The organism is Actinoplanes sp. NPDC049681, from assembly GCF_044465265.1.
Taxonomy (GTDB): Bacteria; Actinomycetota; Actinomycetes; order Mycobacteriales; family Micromonosporaceae; genus Actinoplanes.
Genome location: NZ_JBITLP010000002.1, coordinates 507,070 through 531,483, shown reverse-complemented (window position 1 = coordinate 531,483; position 24,414 = coordinate 507,070). Strand labels below are relative to the sequence as shown.

The following is a 24,414-nucleotide window of genomic DNA, read 5'->3' as shown; positions in this document are numbered from 1 at the left end:
AACACGGCTGTAACCCCCATAGACGCAAAGAGGCGGCGCCGATGGCTCTCGAGGTTCCCTACCGCTCGATCCCGGACATGTTCCTGCAGCGTGTGCAGGCCACTCCGAACGGCCAGGCGTTCGCCGTACCGACCGCGGACGACACCGGGATGACCTGGCTGACCTGGTCGCAGGTGGGTGAGCGGGCCAAGGCCATCGCGGCCGGCCTGGTGGGTCTCGGCGTCGCGCTCGAGGACCGGGTCGCGATCCTGTCCAACACCCGGCTGGAGTGGGCGCTGGTCGACCTCGGCATCAACTGCGCCGGCGGCGCGACCACCACGGTCTACCCGACGACCGAGCCGGAGGACGCGGCCTACATCGTCGCCGATTCCGGCTCGAAGATCCTCGTCGCCGAGAACCCGAAGCAGGCGCTGAAGCTCGCCGGCGCGCAGACCTCGGTCAACCACGTGGTGCTCATCGACGGTCTCGCGGACGCGTCCGCCCAGCCGCCCCAGATCACCCTCGCCGAGCTCGAGGAGCGCGGCCGGGCGGCACTCGCGGACACGCCGGACCTGATCGAGCGGATCGCGGATTCGCTCGGCCCGGACAACCTCGCCACCCTCATCTACACCTCCGGCACGACCGGACGCCCCAAGGGCGTGCAGCTGCTGCACGGCGGCTGGTGCTGGGAGGGCGTCGCGCAGGCCGGGCTGGGCCTGTTCGAGTCCACCGACTTGCAGTACCTGTGGCTCCCCCTGTCGCATTCGTTCGGCAAGTCACTGCTCTGCGGAATACTGCATGTGGGCGTGCCGACGTACATCGACGGCCGGGTCGACAAGCTCGTCGACATGCTGGCCGTGGTCAAGCCGACGCTGATGTGCGCGGCGCCGCGCATCTTCGAGAAGGTCTACAACAAGACCGTCACCACCGCCCTCAGCGCGGGCGGCCTGAAGGCCAAGATCTTCGGCTGGGCGGTCGCCACCGGCCGGCAGAAGGTCGCGCTCGAGCAGGAGGGCAAGCCGCTGCCCGCCGCGCTCAAGGCCAAGTACGCGGTCGCCGAGAAGCTCGTCTTCAGCAAGCTGCAGGACCGGCTGGGCGGCCGGCTGCGGGTGCTGGTGTCCGGTTCGGCCCCGCTGAGCCGCGACATCGCCGAGTTCTTCGCCGCGGCCAACCTGCCGATCCGGGAGGGCTACGGCCTCACCGAGAGCAGCGCGGCCAACTTCGTCAACAGCATGGGCCAGCTCAAGATCGGTACGGTCGGCCGGCCCCTCGGCGACCTCGAATGCCGCATCGACACCGACGGCGAGATCCTGGTCCGCGGCAAGCCGGTCATGCGCGGCTACCACAACCTGCCCCAGGAGACCGCGGAGGCGTTCACGGAGGACGGCTTCCTGCGTACCGGCGACATCGGCGAGCTCGACGCCGACGGCTTCCTGCGGATCACCGACCGCAAGAAGGACCTCGTCAAGACGTCGGGCGGCAAGTACATCGCGCCGTCGGCGATCGAGGGCATGTTCAAGGCGGTGTGCCCGTACACGTCGCAGGCGGTCGTGGTCGGCCAGGCCCGCAACTTCGTCACGATGCTGATCAGCCTCGACGAGGACGCGATCGCGGCCTGGGCGGCGGGCGGCCCGCTGGCCGGCAAGAGCTACGCCGAGATCGTCGCCGCGCCCGAGACCGAGAAGCTGGTCGCGGGCTACATCGAGGAGCTCAACGGCAAGCTGAACCGCTGGGAGACGGTGAAGAAGTTCGCCATCCTCCCCCGCGACCTCAGCATCGAGCAGGGCGAGATCACCCCGTCGATGAAGATCAAGCGGCGCGGCGTCGAGGCCAACTTCGCCGAGCAGATCGACAAGATGTACGCGGGCTCGCTCGCTCAGATCTGACGATCAGCACGTCAGCGATGCCCGGGGCGCGATCGTCCCGGGCATCGCTGTGTTCCGTGCCTACATCCAGGTGATGACGAACTGCTCCCACACGCCGGCGACGCCGGCCCGCGCCCTCAGCATGGACTTCCGGGAGCCGGTGTAGTCGTGCTCCGCCGAGACGTACTGGCCCGTCCAGGTGGATTGCAGCTGGCTACCGTTGATCCCGTAGTTCCAGGCGAACCGCTCCCAGACGTCCGGGTCGTCGGCCCGCGCGCGCAGCATGCCGTCGTTGCTGCCCTGATAGTCGAACTCCGCCGTCACGAACTTGTTGTTGGCCGCGGACAGGAACGCGTACTCGTTCCAGGCCCAGCCGTCCTTCCAGCACAGGTAGTAGATCTCCCACGGCCCCACCGCGTCGGCACGGGCCCGCAGCATGCCGGCGTTGCTGCCCGTGTAGTCCTTCTCGGTGGAGACGTACTTGCCGTTCCATGTCGCCCGGATGGTGATCGGATCGTTGAAGTTGCACTGGGTGCCGGCAGCCAGGGCCGGCCGGGCGGGCGCGGCGCGGGCCGCGGTCGGCATGACGACCAACGCGACGACCGCAAGAAGAGCAGCGAGACCGGTTCTCACGAGTCGGCCCTCCTCAGCAGACGCGCGCGCCGCTGATGCGGTTGTCCCACTTGCCGCCGGTCGCGGTCGAATCCAGCGCGACACCTGCCAATGCCTTGTTCATGGTGAGTCCCCTCGTGTTCGTTGACCGGGAAGGCGCCCGGCCCGATGCCACGACTTTGTCAGTCGTCGATACGATGCCGACAGGCTGAAGGTCGGCGGTTTACCGGCGGTTTCGGGGGAGGCCCATGTTCGGCGAGGTCGTACGCGCCTACCGCACCAAAGCCATGATCACGCAGGAGGAGCTCGCCGCGAAAGCCGGCATGAGCGTCCGGCACCTGCGCGAGATCGAGGCCGGCCGGGTGGCGACACCGCGAGCCAGCACCGTGCGGCTGCTCGCCGGCGCGCTGCAGCTGTCCGATGTGGATCGGCGGGCATTCCAGCGCGCCGCCCGTGCCGGCAACAGCGGCCACGCCGCTCCCGCGGCCCCCGACCGCACCGCGACACTCGCGCCCCGGATACGCCCGGCGCAACTACCGGCCCGGGTGGCGGGCTTCGCCGGTCGGACGGCAGAGCTGACAGCCGTGGGCGCGGCGATCGACCCGGTCGTGCTGGTGGTCGGGGCCGCCGGCGTCGGCAAGACCACCCTCGCGCTCCACTGGGCGCACGCGGCCGCCGACGACTTCCCGGACGGCCAGCTGTACGTGAACCTGCGCGGCTTCGACCCGTCCCTCTCCCCCGCCGACCCGGCCGACGTGCTGTACGGCTTCCTCGACGCGCTCGGAGTGGTGGCGCAGCGCATCCCCGCCGACCGGGACGGCCGCGCAGCCCTGTACCGGTCGCTGCTGGCACCGCGGCGGATGCTGGTGGTGCTGGACAACGCCGTGGACACCGATCAGGTCCGCCCGCTGCTGCCCGGCAGCCCCGCCTGCCGCGTGCTCGTCACGAGCCGCAACGGCCTCACCGGCCTGGTGGTCAGCGACGCCGCCCGGCTGCTCCCCCTGTCCCCGATGGACACGGCGGAGGCGCGGGAGTTGCTCGCCCTGCGTCTCGGCGAGCAGCGGGTGGCAGCCGAGCCGGCCTCCGTCGACCGCCTCATCGACCGCTGCTCGCGGCTGCCGATCGCGCTGGCGCTGGTCGCCGCCCGGCTCGCCGCCCAGCCGGGCTCGACCCTGGGCGACCTGACGGCCGAGATCGACGATCCGGCGCGGGCGCTCGACGGCCTCGCCGTGGGCGACACGAGCACCGACATCCGCGCGGTCTTCTCCTGGTCGTACCGCAACCTGTCGGCTCCGGCCGCCCGCCTCTTCCGGCTGCTCGCCATCCATCCCGGACCCGACGTCACGGCCGCGGCGGCGGCGAGCCTGACCGGCGCCGGCACGACCGGGGTCCGCCCGCTGCTCAGCGAGCTCGTCCACAACCACCTCCTGCGCGAACACCGGCGAGGCCGCTACGAGTTCCACGACCTGCTGCGGGCGTACGCGGCCGAGCTCGCCGGTGCGGAGGAGACCACCGAGGACCGCACGGCCGCACTGCGCCGCGCCCTCGACCATTACGTGGGCACCGCCGCGACCTGCGCCCGGCTGTTGCTGCCGCACCGGGACGAGGTGACAGTGCCGGACGGCCTGCCGGGGGCGGTCCGGCTCTCCCCCGCCGACCGGGACGCGGCCATGGACTGGTTCACCGCCGACCACGCCGTGCTGCTCGCCATGCTCGACGTCGCGATGGAGCCGGGATTCGAGGCGTACGTCGACCCGTGGTGCCAGTCCTTCGTGTCCTTCGCCTACCTGCGCGGCCTCTGGCAGGACGAACTGCACGGCCACCGCGCCGCCCTCGCCGTGGCACAGCGCCGCGACGACCTGCCCCTGCAGGCACGCGCACACCTCGGCATGGCGGTGGTGCACATCCGCACGAGCGAACAGGCCGCGGCCGAGGAGCACTTCCGCCTGGCCCTGGACGCGTACGACCGCCTGGGCGACCAGGTGGGCGCGGGCCACGTCCACAGCAACCTGGCCCGCATCGACGACGCGAACGGGCGGCCCGGCACCGCCCTGCACCACGGCGAACAGGCCCTGCGGCTCTACACCGAGGCCGGCCACCGCACCTTCCGAGCCAGATCCCTGAGCGGCCTCAGCTGGTACAGGGCCCGCGCCGGCGACCACGACGGCGCCCTGCGCTCAGGGATCGAGGCCCTCGCCCTGCTGCGCGAGCTCGGCGACCGGGACGGCGAAGCGGCCACACTGGACACCCTCGGATACGCGTACAGCAGCAACGGTGACCACGCCGAGGCGGTCGCGCGGTACGAACAGGCGGCAGCGCTGCACCGCGACAACGGCGACCGGTACAACGAGGCACTGGTGCTGTCCCACATCGGCGACAGCCAGCTGGCCCTGGGGCGTACCGCCGACGCCCGCACGACCTGGACCGCGGCGCTGGACATCCTCACCGCCCTCGGCCACGCCGACGCCGAAGGACTACGCGTGCGACTCGCCGGCCTCGACTGAGCCGCGACCCTCTCGATCGGATGGTGGCGGAGACAGGCCGCGTGGCTGACCCCGGGCAGTCGGGACGCCTCCTAGGGTCTTGTGCGTGGGATTTTCCGTGAAGCTCGCTCCGGGGATTCGGATCAGGGCCTCGTCGCGCGGTGTCCGGACAAGCATCGGCCCTCGCGCGGCACGTGTGCACATCGGCGGAGGCCGAACCGGTGTGTCGACCGGAGTGGGGCCGGTCGGTTTCTCCATGTCACTCGGGGGCGGCCGACGCGGAGGCGGTAGCCGTGGTGGTTCCACCCAGGCTGCCTACCAGCGGCAATTGGCGGCGCAGCAGCGGCAGGCCGCGCAGGCCGACCGCGCGGCCAAGGCTCAGGAGCTGGCGGACGCCTTCCTGCGCATCGTGAATCTGCACCGGGTGGACTTCCCCGCTGCCGTCAGGCCTGTCGCACCCGAACCCACCCCGCCCGACCGCGGAGCGATCTACCAGCACTTCGAGAAGCAGGCCCTGGCCGGCATCGGCGTGTTCAAGCGGGCCGAACGCGCCTCGGCGAAGCACCAGGCGGCGGCCTGGGCGGACGCGGAGGTGGCGCGGCAGTGGGCGGCGCTCAAGGGTCAGCAGGCGGCGTGGCAGCACACCCTCGACCAGCAGTGGCAGGCGTTGATCAACAACGACCCCGGGACGGTCCTGCAGACGCTCGCCGAGGCGTTCGAGGACAATGAGGCCGCGTCCGCCGCCGTAGGTGTCATCGCGGACGAGGTGTCCCTGGTCGTGGTGGTGCCGGCAGCGTCGCAGGCGATCCCGGAGCAGATGCCTGGCCGCACGGCTGCCGGCAACCTGTCGTTGAAGAAGATCACGCAGGCGGACCGGGCGGACTTCTTCAAGCAGTTCGTCTGCGGGCAGGTTCTCGTCACGCTGCCCGAAGCATTCGCGGTGGCTCCGGGCCTCAATGCCGCCCGAGTGATAGTGCTGCGCAATGACGGCCGAGACCCGTACGGACGACCGAACACACCCTGCCTGGCCGCCGTGTCCGTCTCTCGGCGAGCGCTGGAGGGAGTGCGCTGGCACGAGGCCGACGCAACAGCCATCCTCGATGCGGCGGCGCACGAAAAACTGATGGTTCAGAAGGGACGAAGCAAGGACCTCAGTCCGCTCGACCTGACCGGCGAACCCGAGATCACCGCGCTCATCAACGCCGTCGACCTCGACGACCTCAGCACGGAGGACTGAGCTCAGCGAGGCGCTGAATCATCCGTCGCCCGTGCCCCGTCGGGACGGAAGATCTCCTCGATGGCCAGGCCGAAGACGTCGGCGATGGTGAAGGCCAGGGGCAGGCTGGGGTCGTACCGTTCGGTCTCGATGGCGTTGATCGCCTGCCGGGAGACCCGGCACCGGTCGGCGAGGTCCGCCTGGCTCCATCGTCGAGCGGCACGCAGCTCGCGCAGTCGGTTCTTCATGGCGCGGCCCTTCAGCGGTGCAAACGGGTACGCAGGTCGGCGATCGTCAGCCAGAGCGCCACTCCGCCGATCAGGATGAGCTGTGCGAGCTGGTGAAGCGCGAGAACGCCCGCCGCGTCGAGCAGGGTCGCCAGTTGCAGGGCGACGAGGACCGCCGCGAAGGCGATGGCCATGCTCTCCAGCTGGATCCTGCGCAGGTATTCGTCCGCGCGCCGGAACGCTCGCACCAGCACCCAGGCCACGGCGAGTGAGAACACGGCGGTGGCAGCTATCCACCACGCCTTCTGGGCGGAGGTCTGATCGGGGTTGCTGCCCAGGGCGAGGGCGACCACGCCGAGGGTCGCCACGGGTATGCCGTCGATGAGGACAGCGCGGCGGGCCGCACGTGTCACCTGGTCCTGCTGTGCCTCTTTAGCCATGGGAAGAAGGTAAGAGATCCCTTCCAAAAAGTAAAGCATCCTTGACCAGATGGAATGTGAACCTTACATTCGCTGGTGTCGAACGATCTGGTCGACCGGACGCACCGCGATCCTGGCAGGACGACGCGCGCGCCGCCCGTGGCTGCCAGCAGGCCCCTTGGATGTCGCCGGGGGCCGTACCTTTCTTCGAGCGGGACCAAGGCATTCCGGCCGGCGCCCTGGAGTTGCCGACCACGCACGCCCACGTGGGCGCGCCGGACCCACACCTCGTTCACGGACCTGGAAACGCTGCTGCCCCAGCCGGCGCCGGTCGTCGGCCTCAGCCCGGCCAGGTGACGCAAGCGATCGGCTGTCTCGACCCGCGTCACGCCCTTCGCGCGCAACGCGACTACGTACGAGGGTTCTTCGACCGGCACCGGGGTTAGCGCAACTGGTCCCGGCGGCGGGTGAGGTAGGCGGTCTCGGCGGTGTTGCCGGCCAGCTCGATGGCTCTGTCGTACGCCGCACGCGACTGCGCGCTGCGTCCCAGCCGGCGTAGCAGCTCGGCGCGGGTCGCATGGTAGGCGTGATATCCGGCCAGCCGCTCCTCCAGCCGGTCGACGACGGCGAGCGCCACCTCCGGGCCGTCCAGCTCGGCGACCGCGACGGCCCGGTTGAGGGCGACGATCGGCGAGGGGTCGATACGGAGAAGCTGGTCGTACAGGGCCACGATCTGCGACCAGTCGGTGTCGCGCACATCGCGGGCCGAGGTGTGCACGGCGTTGATCGCCGCCAGGATCTGGTAGCGCCCCGGAGCCACACCGGCGGCCAGGCGCTCGCGCACCAGCCGGTGCCCCTCGGCGATCAGCGCCGTGTCCCAGGCCCCGCGGTCCTGGTCACCGAGGGAGATCAGTTCGCCGCTCGGCGAGACCCGGGCGGTGCGCCGTGCCTCGGTGAGGAGCATCAGCGCCAGCAGGCCGGCCACCTCACCGTCGCCCGGCATGAGCGCCCGGATCAGCCGGGTGAGCCGGATCGCCTCGGCGGTCAGCTCGTGGCGTACGGGATCGGAGCCGGGGCCGCTCGCCAGATAGCCCTCGTTGAAGATGAGGAAGAGCACCGCGAGGACACCGGACACGCGCGCCGGCAGGTCCTCGGCCGAGGGCACCCGGTAGGGGATGCGCGCCGATTTGATCTTGCCCTTGGCCCGGGTGATCCGCTGCCCCATGGCGGCCTCCTGCACCAGAAAGGCGCGAGCGATCTCGGCGACGGTCAGGCCACCGACCATCCGCAACGTCAGCGCCACCCGGGACTCCATCGCGAGCGCCGGATGACAGCACGTGAAGATCAGCCGGAGCCGGTCGTCGTCGATGGCGCCCAGGGGCTCGGGCGGATCGGCGTACACCATCCGAGCCTCCCTCTGCTTCTCGTCGCGCTTGTTCTCCCGCCGGACCCGATCGATCGCCTTGCGGTTCGCGGTCGTGGTCAGCCAGGCACCGGGATTCGGAGGTACGCCGTCAGCCGGCCACCGCTCGACGGCGGCCGCGAACGCCTCCGCCACCGCCTCCTCGGCGATGTCGAGATCACCGAAACGCCTGGTCAGGGCCGCCACCACCCGAGCCCACTCCTGGTGATGAGCCCGGGTGATCGCCTCGCTCGCGCTCACAGGAACGGCCGCACCTCGACCTTGCGGTTGCACGCCTTCGATCCGTCGGTGGCGAGCTCGAGCGCGACATCCAGGTCGGACGCCTCGATGATCCAGAAGCCGGCGAGGTACTCCTTCGACTCCACGAAGGGCCCGTCGGTCACGAGCGCCTCCCCGCCCCGGTTGTCGATGACGGTGGCCGCGCCGGGCCCCGCGAGGCCGCCGGCGAAGACCCAGTGCCCGCCGGCCCGGAGCCGCTCGTTGAAGATGTCGATGGCCGCCATCTCGTCCGGGGTAGCCGTGTGGGTCTCGTCGGCGATCACAGAAACCAGGTACTGCATCTAAGATCATCTCCTGTGGTTCGGGCGGCCCCGATGGGCAGCTGCTCATCCGGACAACGAACAGCGTCACCCGGATCCGACACCGCCTCCCCGATTCTCTCGCGGCCGTTCGATGACGGGTGCGACAGAGAGGCGACCTGGTGGACGTGGAACTCCAGATCGACGACGTTCGGAGCGTCGACGGATCCCGGGCGGCCGTCGTCGTGCGCTGCCTACGCGGGCCGGCCCGGATCGGCGCACGCTTTCACCGCATCGTCGGCTCCGGTGCACCCATCGACCTGCGGCTGGCCGGCATCGAGTTCTACCGCCGGCCGGTCGAGCAGCTCGATCCGGCGCACACCGCGCTGGTCGACCTCGTCGGTTCCGGCACGGCGGAACTGAGGACAGGCGACACCGCCCGGGGCTGGCAAACCATCCAGGGCAGCAATCCACCCGCCTCCATGCCGTTTCAGCCGTCCGTACGCACCGGCTGATCGCAGGCGGCGGCGCGATTGAGCAGCAGCGTCCGTTCCCTTTCGTTGCGGGTCAGCGATGCCGCCCGCTCGAACTCCGCCCGCGCCTCGGCGTGCCGGTCGAGCCGGGTCAGGAAGTCGCCGCGCACGCTGGGCAGCAGGTGGTAGTTCCGCAGCTCCGGGAAGGACATCAGCTGGTCCAGCAGCGCCAGCCCGGTCTCCGGACCGAACGCCATGGACAGCGCCACCGCCCGGTTCAGTTCGACGACCGGGGACGGTGCTGCCCGGGCCAGGCGGTCGTACAGGCCGGCGATGCGCTGCCAGTCGGTGTCCTCGAAGTGGCGGGCGCGGGCGTGGCAGGCGGCGATCGCTGCCTGCAGCACGTACGGGCCGGGCTCCCCGTCGACCAGCGCCTCGGCCCGTTCGAGGGCGGCCAGGCCGCGCCGGATCAGCAGCTGGTCCCAGCGGGCGCGGTTCTGGTCGGCCAGCAGGATCGGCTCGCCGGCCGGGCCGGTACGTGCGGCCGCCCGGGAGGCCTGGATCTCCATCAGCGCCACCAGGCCGTGTACCTCGGGCTCGCGCGGGGCCAGCCGGGCCAGGATCCGGCCCAGCCGCAGGGCGTCCTCGCAGAGGGCCGGCCGCATCCAGTCGTCGCCGGCGGTCGCCGAGTAGCCCTCGTTGAAGATCAGATAAACCACCTCGAGGACCGAGGCGAGCCGGGCCGCCAGCTCGTCGCCCTGCGGCACCTCGAACGGCACCTTCGCCTTCGCCAGGGTCTTCTTGGCCCGTACGATCCGTTGCGCCACGGTCGGTTCCGGCACCAGGAAGGCCCGGGCGATCTCGTCGGTGGTCAGGCCGCCGAGCAGCCGCAGGGTCAGCGCGGCGCGGGCCTCCGTGGACAGCACCGGGTGGCAGGCCACGAACACCAGCCGCAGCAGGTCGTCGCCGATGCCGTCGTCCTCGGCGATCAGCGTACCGATGTCCGGGGTGGATTGCTCGAGGCCCCGGGCGACCTCCTCGATCTTGCGCTTGAAGGTCTCGGTGCGCCGGAACTGGTCGATGGCCCGCCGTTTGGCGGTCGTCATCAGCCACGCCCCCGGATTCTGGGGTACGCCCGCAGCCGGCCACTGTTCCAACGCCGCGACCAGCGCGTCCTGTGCCAGCTCCTCGGCCACGCCGACGTCGCGGACGAGCCTGGTCAGCCCGGCGATGAGCCGCGGCGCCTCGATCCGCCAGACGGCCTCGATCGCACGGTTGGTGTCAGTGGCCACGACCCCCGACTATCCCACCGATCAGTTGTCCCCAGCGGCCTTCGCGCGCCGCTTCTCCACGGCTTTCTGCTGCTCGGCGGTGAAGTTCTCGCCGAAGTCCTCGGCCTCGAAGACCCGCCGGATCTCGATGTTCTCCCCGCCCGTGCTCTGCAGCGGGCAGCGCTTGAACCACTCGACGCACTCCTCCAGCGACTTCATCTCGACCAGCCAGAACCCGGCGATGAGCTCCTTGGTCTCGGTGAACGGCCCGTCCACGACGGTCCTCTTGTCGCCGTCGAAGTAGATCCGGGCGCCCGTCGCGCTGGGCTGGAGGCCCTCCGCGGCCAGCAGCACACCGGCGTCGACCAGCTCCTCGATGAACGTCCCCATCGTGTCGAAGTCCTCGGTGGCGGGCAGAACGCCGGCTTCGCTCTCCGCGCTGGCCTTGGTGATCACCATGAACCGCATCGTCGTCTCCTCATGTCAGGGTGCCTTCTCACCTACGCGTCGAACGGCGGTGGGCCCGCTCGACACCCTGTCAGAAGTTTTTCCCCGGTCCGCCACGGCGAGTCCGGCGGGTTGAGGTTCCGTACTCACGGCAACGGCGCGGCGCCACGAAACGATGTCGGCATGAAAATCCTTCAGCGACCCGCCGGTGCGGGACTCACGGTCATACTCGGTCTGGTTGCGCTCCTGGCCGGCGCCTCCCTCGTCATGCTCCGCGACGGAGGCTGGCCCTGGCACGCCACCATCAGCGGCTCCACGGGCGGGGCGACCACCGCCGAAATCGTCGACGACGACGGGTCGGCGTACCGTTTCACCGGGTCTTCGATCGACGCACAGCAGTGGATGGACCGGAAGCAGGACGAGCTCAAGGCCTCCCACCACCTGCCCGAGAAGATCGCGGCCGGCAGGGTGCTGGAACCCGTGGGTGTGGCGCTCGTGGTGCTGGGCCTCGTCCAGCTGGTCCGGCGGCTGACCCGAGCGCGGCGTGGCGCGGCCCGCACCCGGCTCAGCAGGAGCAGCTAGGGTCGCCGGCGAAGACATTGATGTAGATCACCAGCGGCAACCAGACGGCCAGCGGGATGGCCCAGGCCAGCCAGTAGCGGCGGGTCGGCAGGCCCATGCGGCGAGCCGTGCCGGTCCGGTTGACGACCAGGGCCAGGCCGAGGATGCCGGAGAGCAGGGTGGCGAAGACGATCAGTACGACACCCGGAGCCTTCCCGGCAGGAGCGTACGGATATCCAGGTGCTGGCATTGCGGCGGGATATCCGTACGGCAAGGGCTGGGGCGCCGGTGACCACTGCTGCTGGTACGCGCCGCCGTAAGGCTGCTGGTACGCGCCGCCGTAAGGCTGCTGGTACGCGCCGCCGTAAGGCTGCTGGTACGCGCCGCCGTAAGGCTGCGGCTGCGGGTACGCGCCGGCGTAGGGCTGCGGGTATTCGTGCGTCACGTGCGGCTCCAACAGCGCGGAGGTGGCCGGTCGGGCGCTCCTTTCGACCGTCCGAGCCGCGACTTGACGACTTGTGGCAGCCGAATACGCAAGTGATCGTTGTCGGATCCGGGGTGGGTCGTTCGTAGAACAGTCGAGGGGCGGCCGGACGAGGCTGCCGGGACGAGGGAGTCGTGGGATGACGCGGTACCTGATTTCGTTCGATGACGGCGCGATGGACCACATCCCCGACGAGGACTGGCCCGAGGTGGGGAAGGCCGCGCACGCGGTGATCCAGGAGGCCGTGAACGCCGGCGTGTTCGTGTTCGGCGCCGGGCTCGAGCGCCAGAGGGCGAGCGTCGTGGCCACGGACGGGCTCGTCAGCGATGGTCCGTACCCGGAGACCAAGGAGGTCATCGGGGGGTTCGTGGTCGTCGACGTGGCCTCGCGCGAGGAGGCCCTGCGATGGGCTGCCAAGGTTGCCGCCAGTTGCCGCTGCGCGCAGGAGGTGCGGGAGCTCCTACCCGATCCGGAGACGGACGCGATGCTCCGGGGAGCCTGACCGTTCATCGGCACCGGCCCGGATGCCGGCGGCCTCATTTCTTCGCCGCCGGTAACCGGGCAACTACGTCGCAGGTGCGCACTGGAGATGCGCCTCAGCGGTGACCAGAGTGCGGAGATGCTGACCGGACATGCCCACCCCGTGGAACTCATGCTGCGCAGCCTCCCGGCCCCCCAGCAGGAAATCCTCGTTGCGACGTACTTCCGAGGCCGTACGACCCGCGAGGCGGCGGGTGAGCTCGGCCTCGCACCGGCCGCCGCGAACGCGCTGCTCTACCGAGCGATGCGCGGCCTGTCCCTGATGATGGCGACCCATCGCCTCGTGCAAACGGGCTCCGTCGACGATCTCAAGGCCGGGCACGCCGTCTGACCGGCATGATCGTTGGTTGCGGTAGCAGCCGAAGATCGAAGCCCAGGAGTCAGATCACCGATGTTCTCGCGCCGCATCCTCCAGCTCGCCGTCGCCGGTGCGACCCTGACCACCGGTCTCGGGTACGCCGTCCCGGCCGCGGCAGCCGTACGGTACGACCCGGATTCCCAGTCCGGCTTCGCCGATGCCGCAGACGTACGGAAGGCCTTCGGATGGAGCGAGGCGCGGCTCGCGGACCGGGCCGCCGGGCTCGTCTTCAGCCATGACTTCTGGACGCAGGACACGTACTCGGTGTCGTGCGGCAAGGGTTCCTTCTCGGTGGAGCATCAGCGCGACTTCGGCCGGCTGGAGCTGACCGACCGCGTGGTCCGTACGACGCGCCGCGGCGCGCCCGACGGTTACGGTCAACGCCCCCGCCTGGTCGGCTTCCGGATCGCCGGCCCGCATGCGGGGATCTCCGGCACCTCCGTGCCGCCGACGGTCGGCCAGCCCTGTCCCGAGCCCCGCGGTGCACGGATCACCCGGGCCGACCTGGTCTCCACGACCACCGGCTGGTCGTTGCACGTCAGCTTCGGCAGCACTGACAAGATCCTTCGATCGGGTCGGTGACCCGGCGCGGCCGGAACCGCGGACGTACCCATGGAGGACCGATGGAAATCTGGATCAACCCCGAGTGCTCGAAGTGCCAGAGCGCCCTGACGATCCTGGACGCCGAACAAGCCGACTACACCGTCCGGTACTACCTCGAGCAGCCCCCGACCGTCGAGGAACTCAACGACGTCCTGGCACGCCTGGAACTGGAGCCCTGGCACATCGCACGGTTGGGCGAACCGCTCGCGGACCGGCTCGGCATGGCCACCTGGTCACGCGAGGCAGCCGACCGGGACCGCTGGGTCGCCGCCCTCGCCGAGCACCCGATCCTCATCCAGCGTCCGATCATCACCGCGGACGACACCGCGTCTGTCGCCCGCTCCCCGGAAGCCGTCCACGACGCGCTGCGGCGAAACCAGGCCTCGCCGGAGTGAGAAGTCCCCTGAGCAGACGCCCGGATGGAGATGAAGCAGGTGCTGGAGGACTCCGCCCGGGTTGATGTCGGCGCGAGTTGTCGGATCCGGGTCGTGGTGTTCGTAGCAAGGGTGAAGGCTGCCCGCGAGGGGCCTGCCACGACTCACCGGAGGCGCTGACGATGCCGCATCCCCAGGCCATGGTCCACCGCATGTTCGAGCTCATCGAGCCCATCGCCACCGTCACCTTCTCCGAGGTGGTCAACGACGCGTTCCTGGCGCTCGGCATGCGCAACTACTGGGACGGCTACTTCGCGGGCCGGGCCGCCCCGCTCGGGCTGGCACCGGCCGAGGTGGTGCACGCGGTCTTCTACAACTTCGCCGACGGTGAGGTGGCACGGCACATCCCGTGGGTCTGGGGCAGGACCACGCCGCAGGAGGCGATCGCCGTGCGCGAGCGGGGTAGCGCCGCCGCGCTGCGTCAGATGATCGGGGAGCTTGCCGATTCCCCCGGCCTGGTGCGGGCCGGCGACCTCGCGACCAGGGCCGCTGTCGGCGCGCCGACGGAGGGCCGGGTTCTGTACGCCGGGCTCCGGGCGCTGGACGTACCCGAGGAGCCCGTCGCCCGGCTCTGGCATGCGGCGACCCTGCTCCGCGAGCACCGCGGGGACGGCCACAACGCCGCCCTCGTCGCCCACGGCATCGGTGGCACCGAGGCCCACGTCCTTCTCGCGCTCTCCCTCGGCATGCGGCCGGAGGAGTTCGGGCGGGTTCACCACCTGCCCAAGAAGCAGCTGGCCGGTGTCATCGACGGGCTGCGTGACCGCGGGCTCGTGAACACCGCCGGCGGATTCACCGATGCCGGCCGGGAGATCAAGGAGCGGATCGAGTCGCTCACGGACGAGCTTGCGGCACCGGCGTACGACGTGCTCAGCGCCGAGGAGCTCGCCGAGCTGATCGCCGGGCTCGAGCCGATCGCCGCCGCGGTGCGGGCGGCCGAGGACTGAGCGGACGCGCCGGGCCGCCCCCGCTGAGCGGAGGCGGCCCGGTTGGGTGCGGTGTCGTCTTACGAGGCGAGCTTCCAGGGTCCCCGGGAGCCGGAGTCCGTCGGCTTCTCGTTGCGGTTCCACCACCGGGCGACGTACTTCTTGCCCTGGTAGACCGCGGTGTCACCGGCCACGAAGACGCGCGAGGGCGTCCACAGAGCGGTGCCGTCCGAGGTCACCGCGATCTCTTCCCAGGCGCCGTACGGGGAGCCGGGCGGGAGGAGGGTCGTCCACCAGAGGGCGCGCCACGTCGAGCCGTGGTAACTGACGAGGTCGCCGGTCTTGTAGATCTTCTTGGCGTTCCACGCCGGGGTCGAGGGCAGGTTCAGGCCGACGAGCTCCGGGTCGTGGTCGGACGCGGCGAACGGGTCGTCGCCGTTGAACAGCAACGTCGCGTTGTAGTTGTAGCGGCTGTACGCGAACGCCACCGCCTCCTGCGCGTTGATCTCCCACACGTCCGCGCCGGTGACCATGGCCTTGGCGGCCGGGCTGGCCAGCACGTGGTCGATCGATCCGGCGAGGCCGTTGTACATGTACGTGTGCTCGTCGGCGTCGAAGGCGTGGGCGAGGTCGGTGTAGCCGGCCGCGTACAGCTTCTCGATCGGGTCCTCGTGGGTGTAGGCGTTGAAGTCGCCGAGCAGGAAGATCCGGTCGGTGCGCAGGGTGTCCGCCGCCTTCGCCGCGAACGTGATCACGGCTTCGGCCTCGTGCACCCGGGTCTCGTTGAACGCGCCCTGGTCGACCGCCGGAGACGACTTGTCCTCGACGTCGCCGGGGTACAGCGGGGTGCCGGTGCCCTTCGACTTCCAGTGGTTGGCGACGACGAGGAAGGCGTCCCCGTCGCCGGCGCCGGCCTTCTTGAAGCCCTGCGCCATCGGCTGCCGGGCGATCGAGAACGGCTCGCCGGGGTCCGACTCGGTGGTCAGCACGACCGACGGGCCGACCGGCGCCACCTCCGCCTTCTTGTAGATGAAGGCGGTGCGGATGACGTCCTGCTGGTTCAGCGGCGGCAGCTGGTCGGCGGCCGGCGACGGCACGTACGACCACACGGGCGAGCCGGCGGCGGTGTTGAGCGCGTCGACCAGGCCGGCGAGCGCGGTGTCGCGCGGCTCGCCGAACTTCACCGAGTTCTCGACCTCCTCCAGCGAGACGATGCTCGCGCCGAGCCGGTTGATGCCGGTGACGATCTTCGACTGCTGGCGGGCGAAGCTGGCCGCGTCCGCCGCGCCGCGCGGGCCGGCGCTGCCGTCCGTGCCCTTGCAGGTGTTCACGCCGATGTGGTTGCCCGCCCGGTCGTTGTAGTACGTGCAGGTGCCCAGACCCGCGGCGACGTACCGTTCACCGGTCATCGGGAAGTAGTTCTCGACGTTGAACGTCGCCAGGTGGCCGTTGCCGGGAAGCGCGGCCGGCTTCTGGTTGCCCGTACGCGTGTCGCTGAACGTCGCCACCGCCGAGCCGTCGCCGGTCACCTGCGCGGTCGGCTGGAAGTTCCACAGCGAGAACCGGTAGTCGAGCACGACCGGCTGGTGGAAGCTCACCTTCGAGCCGACGCTGACCGGGTTGCCCGGGGTGAGCCACGGCAGCGGGCGGCCGTTGTTGGCGCTCGTGCTGTAGTTCAGGCTCGCCGCGTCGTCGAGGGTGATGGTGCGCGCGGCGTTGTCGGCGACCGCGGCCTGCGCCTCGGGGCTGCCGGGGCGCCCGGCGTCGGTCGGCTGGCGCAGCGGCTTGTCACCGGCGGCCAGCGTGAACGAGCCGTAGAAGTTCGCGTCGTAGTTGTCGGTCACGGTGAAGGCGCCCTGGGGCGCGATCAGCTCGCCCTCGTGGGCTTCCTTCTGGGCGTCCGTCGTGAGCTGCGACCACGGCAGCGTGCGCGCCTGCACCGCGGGCAGCGGCGTGTCGAGCTTCGTCACGGCCGGAGCGGTGATCTCGGTCTCGCCCTGGAACTCGGTAACCTTGCCGGTCACCCGCACCGAGTCACCCACGGCGACCTGGGCGGCAGCCTGGGAACCGAAGACGAACACCGCGTCCGAGGCGCCCGGCGTGGCATCGTCGCCGCCGGTCTCGATGAAGAAGCCGTTGAAGCCGCCCGCCGGGTACGCGGCGGTCACGACGCCCTCGGTGGTGACGGCCTGGCCCGCGTACGGCGAGGTGTCGGTGTCGGTGCCCTGGAGCGCGGCGATCGTCACGTCCACGGCGGGCGCGGCCACCTGGAAGTCGAACGTCGCCGAACCGCTCGCCCCGGCCGCGTCCGTCGCGGTCACGGTCACCTTCGAGGTACCGGCGGTGGTCGGGGTGCCCGAGACGACACCCGCGTCCGAGATCGTCAGACCGGCGGGAAGATCAACGGCTGTCCAGGTGTACGGCGTGGTCCCGCCCGCGGCCTTCAACGTGAGCGGCGTGATCGCGGTGCCGACCGTCGCGTTCTGCGTACCGGGGCCGGTCACCGTCACGGCCACCGGCGGCGTCGTGTCGCCGTCCGACGAGTTCTTCGGCGTGGGCGTGGCCGTCGTGAAGTCCGCGGCGTTGTTGTCCGTGTCCAGACCGGACGCTGCGCGCTGGTAGCTCAGGACGAGCGAGTTGCCGGTCACCGCCGTACCCTCCGGCGCGTTACTGGTGCCCCAGCCGATCCGGTCGATGACCGTGGAGTCCGTGGGCAGTACGCCCGAAGCGCTCGCCGCCAGGTAGAGGGTGCCACCAGCGGCCCCCGGATTGACACTGGCGCCGGTGTTCAGGTCGGGCGCGGGCAGCGCGGCGCCCGGGTTGGTGCTCGCCCCGTTACCCGGCAGCTGGATCAGGAAGTGGCCGTGCGCGGCCACCGACCCGGACAGTGCGAACACCTGCGAGCCGGCCGGCGTACCGGTGCTCGTCGCGGACCGGTACTGCAAGGTGTCCCCGGCCAGCGAGATCGCGCCGGCGGTGGGGTTGAAGAGCTCCACGAACTTGTTGCTGTATGTGGCTCCGGACGAGCCGCCGTTGACGTAGGCCTCGGTGATCACCAAGCCGGTCCCGGCCGTGTCGGCGAACGCCGGTGCGGCGATCCCGGCGACGGACAACGACAGTGCAACGGCCCCGATTGTTGAACGCCTCATGAGCGCAGGGGACAACGGACCCGACCTCCAAATTGAAAAACACACGACTCCCACGGGCGCGGGCCGACCCACGGACGGTAGGTGGGCAGCCCTGATCGCGGGAGGACAGAGTGTGAACTGTTGGCAACACGCTAGAGCACCTTCATCGATATGACGAGGTCGGCCCAGCACAGAACAGTTACGACACGGCGCCGGCCGGGAATACGGGCCGCGATTTACCGGCTGTGTGCCGAATTGAAGGAGCGCGCCTGTTTCGCGACTGCCCCCGGCTCACGAGGCCGCACGTACGTACATCGATCTACGTGCCTGCACGGACGCGAAGGCCGGAGCGATCCTGCACGATTCTGACTCGGCCACAGGTGACTGCGGTCGGCGACGAAGGGCAGGACAGTGAGACAGCATCAACCGTGGCACTTGGCGGACCGGGTTCTCGTGGGGCTGGTCGGACTCCTCGTGGCCGTGCTCGCAGCCGTGGCTTTCATCTGGTGGCGCGGCGGTCCCGGATCGCCGGACCGCCACGGTGGCGCGGCGGCGGGCCGGCAGAGCCGGCCACCGTCGGTGACCCCGACGGCGGACGAGCAGGTCGACACGGCGATGGGCGAGCACACCGACAGCTCGGCGAGCCGGCCGAAGGCGAGCGACGACGCCGGGACCGCCTCGAACGAACTCGCTCCGTCCGCCGCGGATCTGCCCTCGCACGGGCTGGGCGCGGGACACGTCGGGCGCGAGGGCGTACTGGAGATCACGACCGAGGACGCCGAAGCGCCCGGCCAGGACCTTCCGGACAACTACTCGTCCGCCCGGAACCCGGTCGGCGGTTATGCGGTCGGCGTGCCCACCGTCTACGAGGCGTACGCCGTGGGCCCCACCACGTTCGTCGAGTCCGACGACACGATGATCGAGGCGAACTTCGAGGTGCACAGCTACGAGAGCGTGGACCCGTGGGCCCGGCTGACCCAGGACGAGAAGCTGTTCGCCGAGGAGCACGCCGAGGACCAGTACAAAAAGCTCAAGACGAACCGGCACTGGACGTATCGCGGCAAGCCCGCCGTCATGTGGGAGTTCACCTGGAACCGCAACGGTGAGCGCGCCCACGGCCGGCAGATCGCTTTCCGGGACGGCCCGCGGACATACACGGTGCTCTATCGAAGCGCGGACACCTGGTGGCTGACTGGCGGCTCGCAATTCATTCCGCCCGATTTCGAGCAGGCATTCACTCCGTTGTCCCGGTAGGACTCTTAATAGTTCGGGGCGGGCCGGTTTCCTCCGGGAGCCACACCCCGCCCCGCATCAGCGTGCGCCCCGGAATCTCGTCGGCTTCGCGCCACGCCTGGATCCGTTCGGGCGCCAGCGCCAGGAAGACGCAGCCCTCCCCCGCCGTACGGGGATCCCAGCCGGCCCGAGTCGATCATGACGACGTCCCGGGTACCGCCCCGCCCCAGCCGCGCCATCCCGGTCCCGGTGATGGCCCCGTCACGCGCAGCGCTCAGGCGATGACGGCCGGCGTGCGCCAGGCGGGCCTCGTGGCCCGGTCCAGGTCGTGGCGCACCGACGCGATCCGCCGGATGGCCTCCGTCAGGTCGTCCGCCGCCAGCGTGAACGGCAACCGTACGAAGCGTTCGAGCGTACCGTCGAGGCCGAACCGCGGACCGGGAGCGAGCCGCACCCCGACATCTTCCGCCGCGCGCGACAGCGCGCTGGAGATCGGCCCGTCCAGCTCGGCCCACAGCGTCACGCCGCCGCGAGGCACGGCGAACCGCCACTCCGGCAGGTGTTCCTGCAACGCCTCGATCAGCGCGTTCCGGCGGAAGGCGAGCTGAGCGCGGCGGGCGGCGACGATGCCTGCCGCGTCCTGCAGGAGGTGGACGGCGACGAGTTGTTCGAGGACCGGGCTGGCCATGTCGACGCCCACCCGCAGGGCGGCCAGGCGCTGCACCAGCGGCGCCGACGCGCGGACCCAGCCGATGCGCAGGCCGCCCCAGTAGGCCTTGCTCATGCCGCCGATCGACACGACTCGCGAGTGCCGGTCGTAGACCGCTACCGGGGGTGGCATCTCGTCGCCGTCGAGGGGCAGGTCCACGAAGGATTCGTCGACGACCAGCTCCGTACCCGTCGCGTGGGCCGTGGCGACGAGGCGCTCGCGCAGGGCGGCCGGCATGAGGTGGCCGGTGGGGTTCTGGAACTCGGGGATCACGTACGCGAGCCGGGGCCGGGTCTGGCGCAGCGCCGCCAGCAGCAGCTCGCCGTCCCAGCCGGTGCCGGCGTCGAGGCCGTGGGTGCTGATGCGGGCGCGGCGCGCGGAGAGGGCGGCGAGGGCGTTGGGGTATGTCGGCGATTCCACCAGCACCGGCGCACCGGCCGGGACGGAGAGGCGGAGCACGAGGTCGAGGGCCTGCTGGGTGCCACTGGTGATGAGGATCTGCTCGGCGCTGGTGGTGACGCCGCGTGCCGTGTAGGTGGCGGCGACGGCCTCGCGGAGTTCCATCAGGCCGGTCGGGTGGTAGCCGGCGCTGCCGAGGAACCGCGGCAGGTCGTCGGCGGCGGCGCGGGCGGCGGGGACCAGTTCGACCGGCGCGGCCGAGGCCGCCACGCCCATGTCGATCATGTCGATGTCGTCGCCGGGGGTCCAGAGGCCGGAGCTGGCGACGCGGTGGCCGTTCGGGAGGGTGGTCCAGCTTCCGGCTCCGCGGCGGCTGGTCAGGTGGCCGGTCTCGCGGAGGCTCCGGTACGCGGCGGTGACGGTCGTCCTGCTCACGCTCAGCGCCTCGGCAAGCTCGCGCTCGGCGGGCAGCCGTACGCCCAGCGGCAGCCGCCCGTCGCTGAGCAGCCCGCGGACGGCCCCGGCGAGCGCAGCGTAATCCGGGCTGCGATGGCGACCCGGAAGCGAGTGCCACTGACCCAGCAGTCGGGCCAATTGGCCTCCCCGCACGGACGTCGTCATGGCCACCTCCGGGAAATTGGCTCTGTCAGCCGGGCGAATTGGCCTTCAGAGTGGCACTCATGACGTCCCAGAGCAACTCCGAAACATCCGGCCGCGGTCTCCCCCGCCGCGTCGGCCAGCTCTTCGCGGGCCTCGTCCTGTACGGGGTGAGCATGGCTTTCATGGTCGAGTCCCGCCTCGGCCTCACCTCGTGGGACGTCTTCCACCAGGGTGTGTCGAAGGCCACTGGCCTGAGTTTCGGGTGGGTGGTGATCCTGACCGGCGTACCGATCCTGCTGCTGTGGATCCCGCTGCGGCAGAAGCCCGGCTTCGGGACCATCGCCAACCTCGTGGTGATCGGCCTCGTCGTGGACGCCGCCCTGGCGGTCCTGGCGCCCGGTGACTCGCTGGCGATGCGCGTCACGTATCTCGTGGTCGGCATCCTGCTCAACGGCGTCGCCACGGGCATGTACATCGGTGCCCGCTTCGGCCCCGGGCCCCGCGACGGGCTGATGACCGGCATCGTCCACCGCTTCCCGCGGCTGTCGGTGCGCCTGGTCCGCACCACGATCGAGGTGGCGGTCCTGGCGACCGGCTTCCTGCTCGGTGGCACGGTCGGGCTCGGCACGATCGCGTACGCCCTGGCGATCGGGCCGCTGGTGCAGCTGTTCCTGCCGGTGTTCGCGGTGACGCCGCGGGGCCGCCGGGTGCGGCTCGCGCCGTCCCTGGGTACCTCCTAGGTGGACCCCGCGGGCGATTTGTCCACCCGGCGGGACACAGCTCGGTGATCATCACGACACATGTGCTTTCCGGTTCGCCGGACAGACGGCATCATTGCGGCATGGGGGCTGGCGGCTGGCACTGGAACGACGCTTGGATTTTCGTGTCCGCGGTCATCGCCGAGCGCCTCGAGCGCGACCGGGCGATGCACGCGGCCCTGCCCGTGACCGGCGCTAGCCTGGCGGACGTGCTGGCGGCCGCGGACTTCCTGCACCACAGCGTCCCGAGCCGCGCGGAGCTCGAGGAATCCGTCCGGCGCCTGGCCGGCGCGGGCCTGCTCACCATTGACGACGACCTGGTCGAGGTGGCGCCGGCCGGCGAGCAGCTGTGGCGTACCCGCCCGTTCAGCGGCCTGTCCTCGGCGGTGGTCACCCTGCAGACGCAGCTCAACCGCGCCGCCACGCCGGGCGACGCGGACTGGGCGCTGGACGAGCAGACCTACAACGCGGCCGTCCGCGAATACTCCCTGCGCCTCGCCGACGGCCGCTGACCGCTGACCGCTCAGCGGACCGGGTTGCCCGCGGCCCGAAGGCTGTCCTTCACCTCGCCGATGGTCAGGTCTCCGAAGTGGAAGACGCTGGCCGCCAGCACCGCGTCCGCGCCGGCCGCCACCGCCGGCGGGAAGTGCTCGACCGCGCCGGCGCCGCCACTGGCGATCACCGGGATGTCGACGACCGCCCGCACCGCCGCGATCAGCTCCAGGTCGAAGCCGGCCTTCGTCCCGTCGGCGTCCATCGAGTTGAGCAGGATCTCGCCCGCCCCGAGCTCCGCCACCCGCCGGGCCCACTCCACCGCGTCCAGGCCGGCGGACTTGCGCCCTCCGTGGGTGGTGACCTCCCAGCCGCTGGGGTGCTCCGGTGACGGCCCGGACGGCGCCCGTCGCACGTCGAGCGACAGCACCAGCACCTGGTTGCCGAAGCGGTCGGCGATCTCCGAGATCAGCGCGGGACGGTGGATCGCCGCCGTGTTGACCCCGACCTTGTCCGCGCCCGCGCGCAGCAGGGTGTCGACGTTGTCGACCGAGCGGACGCCGCCGCCGACGGTCAGCGGGATGAAAACAGATTCGGCGGTACGGCGTACGACGTCGAGCATGGTGCCCCGGTCGTCCGAGGAGGCGGTCACGTCCAGGAACGTCAGCTCGTCGGCGCCCGCGGCGTCGTACGCGGCGGCCAGCGCCACCGGGTCCCCGGCGTCGCGCAGGTCCACGAAGTTGACGCCCTTGACGACCCGTCCCGCATCCACGTCCAGACACGGGATCACCCGAACCGCCACGGTCATGACGTCACCCTCTTCCCTGCGTACGCATCGATCTCGACCTCGACCAGGTGGTCCTCGTGCAGCAGCCCCGCCACCACGATCAGCGCCGTCACCGGGCGTACGTCCCGGAAGACCTCGCCGTGCACCTGCGTGACCGCCTCGGCGTACGCCCGGTCCGTGACGTACATGCGGGTGCGGATCACGTCGGCCGGAGCCGCGCCCGCCGCGGCGAGGGCGTCGAGGCCGATCCGGAACGCGATCAGCGCCTGTTCGCGGGGATCGCCGACGCCGACCACGACGCCGTCCACCGTGGCGGTGCAGCCCGCCGTCACCAGCAGGTCGCCGGCGCGGACCACGCGGGAGTAGCCGTACCGTTCCTCCCACGGGCCGCCGGAGCCGAACCGTTCGATCATGCCGAGCGCAGCGCGGCGAGGGCCTCGGCGACCGTGAACGCGCCCGCGTAGAGCGCCTTGCCCGCGATCACGCCCTCGACACCGACCGGCTCGAGGGTGGCCAGCGCCCGCAGGTCGTCCAGGGTGGACACCCCGCCGCTGGCGATCACCGGCGCCGGCGTACGGGAACACACCTCGCGCAGCAGATCCAGGTTGGGACCCTTCATGGTGCCGTCCTTGGTGATGTCCGTGACCACGTAACGGGCCGCGCCCGCCTTGTCGAGCCGCTCCAGCACCTCGAAGAGGTCGCCGCCGTCGCGGGTCCAGCCCCGGGCCGAGAGGGTACGGCCCCGCACGTCCAGCCCGATGGCGACGCGGTCGCCGTACTCGCCGCAGACGCGGTCGCACCACTGCGGGTCCTCCAGGGCGGCCGTACCGATGTTGACCCGGGCCGCGCCGGTCGCCAGGGCCGCGCGCAACGACTCGTCGTCGCGGATGCCGCCGGAGAGCTCGACCTTGACGTCGAGGCGGCCGACCACGTCGGCGAGCAGCGCGGCGTTGGAACCTCGGCCGAACGCGGCGTCGAGGTCGACCAGGTGGACCCACTCCGCCCCGTCGTTCTGCCAGGCGAGAGCCGCCTCGAGCGGGTCGCCGTAGCTGGTCTCGGAACCGGCGGCGCCCTGGACGAGGCGCACCGCCTGGCCGTCCGCGACGTCGACGGCGGGCAGCAGGGTGAGGGTCATGGGTGACTCCGATCAGCTAGCGACGGCCGAGGACGACGACGACCAGGGCCGGGAGGACGAGAACGATCAGGGTGATGAGGACGAGGCGCAGCGCGAGCTCCGGCACGAGGAACCAGATGACGGCCGAGGCCAGCAGCGGCACCACGACGATGCCGGCGCGCTGGGTGCGGCTGCGCCGGTAGAGGCGCCCGGAGCCCCGACGTTGCGGTCGCAGGGAACGGACCAGCGCGCGACGGCGGTCCCGCCGTGCGACCCGGCGGGCGCGGGCCGCCCTCTCCTTCTCCAGGACGGCGAGTCGCTCGGCCCGCCGGCGGGCCCTCTCCTTGCTCACGGG

General features: G+C 70.9%; 27 protein-coding genes. 13 read left to right on the top strand and 14 right to left on the bottom strand.

Annotation, left to right across the window (positions count from 1 at the left end):
- Nucleotides 1-41 precede the first annotated feature (41 nt).
- Nucleotides 42-1,865, top strand: coding sequence for an AMP-dependent synthetase/ligase (locus ACIBO8_RS07890; RefSeq protein WP_396114353.1), 1,824 nt, complete (start codon nt 42-44; stop codon nt 1,863-1,865).
- A 60-nt stretch (nt 1,866-1,925) separates the two neighbouring features.
- On the opposite strand, the gene ACIBO8_RS07885 is transcribed toward ACIBO8_RS07890, so the two are convergent.
- Complete coding sequence (locus tag ACIBO8_RS07885) at nt 1,926-2,477, bottom strand: fascin domain-containing protein (protein ID WP_396114352.1); 552 nt, start codon at nt 2,475-2,477, stop codon at nt 1,926-1,928.
- 227 nt (nt 2,478-2,704) lie between these two features.
- On the opposite strand from ACIBO8_RS07885, the gene ACIBO8_RS07880 reads away from it, so the two are divergent.
- Nucleotides 2,705-4,960: a tetratricopeptide repeat protein gene (locus tag ACIBO8_RS07880; protein ID WP_396114351.1), complete on the top strand. Its 2,256-nt coding sequence runs from the start codon at nt 2,705-2,707 to the stop codon at nt 4,958-4,960.
- Nucleotides 4,961-5,267: 307 nt separating this feature from the next.
- Nucleotides 5,268-6,176, top strand: a complete 909-nt coding sequence (locus ACIBO8_RS07875) for a hypothetical protein (RefSeq protein WP_396114350.1) — start codon at nt 5,268-5,270, stop codon at nt 6,174-6,176.
- A gap of 2 nt (nt 6,177-6,178) precedes the next feature.
- Here the strand turns inward: ACIBO8_RS07875 and ACIBO8_RS07870 are convergent, their stop codons facing one another.
- The 4 genes from ACIBO8_RS07870 to ACIBO8_RS07855 form a co-directional block, all read right to left on the bottom strand.
- The gene (locus ACIBO8_RS07870; RefSeq protein WP_396114349.1) at nt 6,179-6,403 is read right to left on the bottom strand and encodes a helix-turn-helix transcriptional regulator; all 225 of its coding nucleotides are present in this window, start codon (nt 6,401-6,403) and stop codon (nt 6,179-6,181) included.
- A gap of 11 nt (nt 6,404-6,414) precedes the next feature.
- Nucleotides 6,415-6,822 (bottom strand): hypothetical protein, encoded by a 408-nt coding sequence (locus ACIBO8_RS07865; protein ID WP_396114348.1) that lies wholly within the window; start codon nt 6,820-6,822, stop codon nt 6,415-6,417.
- A 421-nt stretch (nt 6,823-7,243) separates the two neighbouring features.
- Nucleotides 7,244-8,464, bottom strand: a complete 1,221-nt coding sequence (locus ACIBO8_RS07860) for an RNA polymerase sigma factor (RefSeq protein WP_396114347.1) — start codon at nt 8,462-8,464, stop codon at nt 7,244-7,246.
- Nucleotides 8,461-8,784, bottom strand: coding sequence for a YciI family protein (locus ACIBO8_RS07855; protein WP_396114346.1), 324 nt, complete (start codon nt 8,782-8,784; stop codon nt 8,461-8,463). Before ACIBO8_RS07855 ends, ACIBO8_RS07860 begins: the two co-directional genes overlap by 4 nt.
- 140 nt (nt 8,785-8,924) lie before the next feature.
- On the opposite strand from ACIBO8_RS07855, the gene ACIBO8_RS07850 reads away from it, so the two are divergent.
- Nucleotides 8,925-9,257 (top strand): hypothetical protein, encoded by a 333-nt coding sequence (locus tag ACIBO8_RS07850; protein ID WP_396114345.1) that lies wholly within the window; start codon nt 8,925-8,927, stop codon nt 9,255-9,257.
- On the opposite strand, the gene ACIBO8_RS07845 is transcribed toward ACIBO8_RS07850, so the two are convergent.
- Both ACIBO8_RS07845 and ACIBO8_RS07840 read right to left on the bottom strand, forming a co-directional pair.
- Nucleotides 9,233-10,507: an RNA polymerase sigma factor gene (locus tag ACIBO8_RS07845; RefSeq protein ID WP_396114344.1), complete on the bottom strand. Its 1,275-nt coding sequence runs from the start codon at nt 10,505-10,507 to the stop codon at nt 9,233-9,235. The two genes, ACIBO8_RS07850 and ACIBO8_RS07845, sit on opposite strands and share 25 nt — an antisense overlap.
- Before the next feature lie 21 nt (nt 10,508-10,528).
- Complete coding sequence (locus ACIBO8_RS07840; protein WP_396114343.1) at nt 10,529-10,954, bottom strand: YciI family protein; 426 nt, start codon at nt 10,952-10,954, stop codon at nt 10,529-10,531.
- A 162-nt stretch (nt 10,955-11,116) separates the two neighbouring features.
- Here ACIBO8_RS07840 and ACIBO8_RS07835 point away from each other — a divergent pair, with 162 nt between their 5' ends.
- Nucleotides 11,117-11,515 (top strand): hypothetical protein, encoded by a 399-nt coding sequence (locus ACIBO8_RS07835; RefSeq protein ID WP_396114342.1) that lies wholly within the window; start codon nt 11,117-11,119, stop codon nt 11,513-11,515.
- On the opposite strand, the gene ACIBO8_RS07830 is transcribed toward ACIBO8_RS07835, so the two are convergent.
- Nucleotides 11,499-11,939 carry a hypothetical protein gene (locus tag ACIBO8_RS07830; protein ID WP_396114341.1) on the bottom strand — a complete coding sequence of 147 codons (441 nt, stop codon included), beginning with the start codon at nt 11,937-11,939 and terminating at the stop codon, nt 11,499-11,501. The two genes, ACIBO8_RS07835 and ACIBO8_RS07830, sit on opposite strands and share 17 nt — an antisense overlap.
- A gap of 178 nt (nt 11,940-12,117) precedes the next feature.
- Between ACIBO8_RS07830 and ACIBO8_RS07825 the strand changes: the two genes are divergently transcribed.
- The 5 genes from ACIBO8_RS07825 to ACIBO8_RS07805 all read left to right on the top strand — a co-directional run bounded on the left by ACIBO8_RS07825 (nt 12,118) and on the right by ACIBO8_RS07805 (nt 14,860).
- Nucleotides 12,118-12,480, top strand: coding sequence for a YciI family protein (locus ACIBO8_RS07825; RefSeq protein WP_396114340.1), 363 nt, complete (start codon nt 12,118-12,120; stop codon nt 12,478-12,480).
- 117 nt (nt 12,481-12,597) lie between these two features.
- A complete protein-coding gene (locus ACIBO8_RS07820; RefSeq protein ID WP_396114339.1) occupies nt 12,598-12,849 on the top strand; it encodes a sigma factor-like helix-turn-helix DNA-binding protein in 252 nt (83 codons plus the stop codon).
- 60 nt (nt 12,850-12,909) lie between these two features.
- The gene (locus tag ACIBO8_RS07815) at nt 12,910-13,458 is read left to right on the top strand and encodes a hypothetical protein (protein WP_396114338.1); all 549 of its coding nucleotides are present in this window, start codon (nt 12,910-12,912) and stop codon (nt 13,456-13,458) included.
- 41 nt (nt 13,459-13,499) lie between these two features.
- Nucleotides 13,500-13,874 (top strand): ArsC/Spx/MgsR family protein, encoded by a 375-nt coding sequence (locus tag ACIBO8_RS07810; protein WP_396114337.1) that lies wholly within the window; start codon nt 13,500-13,502, stop codon nt 13,872-13,874.
- 191 nt (nt 13,875-14,065) lie between these two features.
- Nucleotides 14,066-14,860: a MarR family winged helix-turn-helix transcriptional regulator gene (locus ACIBO8_RS07805; RefSeq protein WP_396114336.1), complete on the top strand. Its 795-nt coding sequence runs from the start codon at nt 14,066-14,068 to the stop codon at nt 14,858-14,860.
- Nucleotides 14,861-14,919: 59 nt separating this feature from the next.
- On the opposite strand, the gene ACIBO8_RS07800 is transcribed toward ACIBO8_RS07805, so the two are convergent.
- A complete protein-coding gene (locus ACIBO8_RS07800; RefSeq protein ID WP_396114335.1) occupies nt 14,920-17,988 on the bottom strand; it encodes an ExeM/NucH family extracellular endonuclease in 3,069 nt (1,022 codons plus the stop codon).
- A 390-nt stretch (nt 17,989-18,378) separates the two neighbouring features.
- On the opposite strand from ACIBO8_RS07800, the gene ACIBO8_RS07795 reads away from it, so the two are divergent.
- Complete coding sequence (locus ACIBO8_RS07795; protein WP_396114334.1) at nt 18,379-19,221, top strand: hypothetical protein; 843 nt, start codon at nt 18,379-18,381, stop codon at nt 19,219-19,221.
- Between the two features lie 253 nt (nt 19,222-19,474).
- Here ACIBO8_RS07795 and ACIBO8_RS07790 read toward each other — a convergent pair whose 3' ends face one another.
- Entirely contained in the window at nt 19,475-20,929 is a 1,455-nt protein-coding gene (locus ACIBO8_RS07790) for a PLP-dependent aminotransferase family protein (RefSeq protein WP_396114333.1), read from the bottom strand.
- 59 nt (nt 20,930-20,988) lie between these two features.
- Between ACIBO8_RS07790 and ACIBO8_RS07785 the strand changes: the two genes are divergently transcribed.
- On the top strand, nt 20,989-21,648 hold the full coding sequence (locus tag ACIBO8_RS07785; RefSeq protein WP_396114332.1) for a YitT family protein: 660 nt from the start codon (nt 20,989-20,991) through the stop codon (nt 21,646-21,648).
- Between the two features lie 101 nt (nt 21,649-21,749).
- Nucleotides 21,750-22,178 (top strand): hypothetical protein, encoded by a 429-nt coding sequence (locus tag ACIBO8_RS07780; RefSeq protein ID WP_396114331.1) that lies wholly within the window; start codon nt 21,750-21,752, stop codon nt 22,176-22,178.
- Between the two features lie 11 nt (nt 22,179-22,189).
- On the opposite strand, the gene hisF is transcribed toward ACIBO8_RS07780, so the two are convergent.
- From hisF to ACIBO8_RS07760, 4 genes are read right to left on the bottom strand one after another with little or no spacing between them, the layout of a single operon-like run.
- Nucleotides 22,190-22,966, bottom strand: coding sequence for an imidazole glycerol phosphate synthase subunit HisF (hisF, locus tag ACIBO8_RS07775; RefSeq protein ID WP_396114330.1), 777 nt, complete (start codon nt 22,964-22,966; stop codon nt 22,190-22,192).
- Nucleotides 22,963-23,358: a Rid family hydrolase gene (locus tag ACIBO8_RS07770; RefSeq protein ID WP_396114329.1), complete on the bottom strand. Its 396-nt coding sequence runs from the start codon at nt 23,356-23,358 to the stop codon at nt 22,963-22,965. Before ACIBO8_RS07770 ends, hisF begins: the two co-directional genes overlap by 4 nt.
- Nucleotides 23,355-24,080 (bottom strand): bifunctional 1-(5-phosphoribosyl)-5-((5-phosphoribosylamino)methylideneamino)imidazole-4-carboxamide isomerase/phosphoribosylanthranilate isomerase PriA, encoded by a 726-nt coding sequence (priA, locus tag ACIBO8_RS07765; protein WP_396114328.1) that lies wholly within the window; start codon nt 24,078-24,080, stop codon nt 23,355-23,357. The genes ACIBO8_RS07770 and priA overlap by 4 nt, the downstream gene beginning before the upstream one ends.
- Before the next feature lie 16 nt (nt 24,081-24,096).
- Nucleotides 24,097-24,411, bottom strand: a complete 315-nt coding sequence (locus ACIBO8_RS07760; RefSeq protein ID WP_396114327.1) for a hypothetical protein — start codon at nt 24,409-24,411, stop codon at nt 24,097-24,099.
- Nucleotides 24,412-24,414 lie beyond the last annotated feature (3 nt).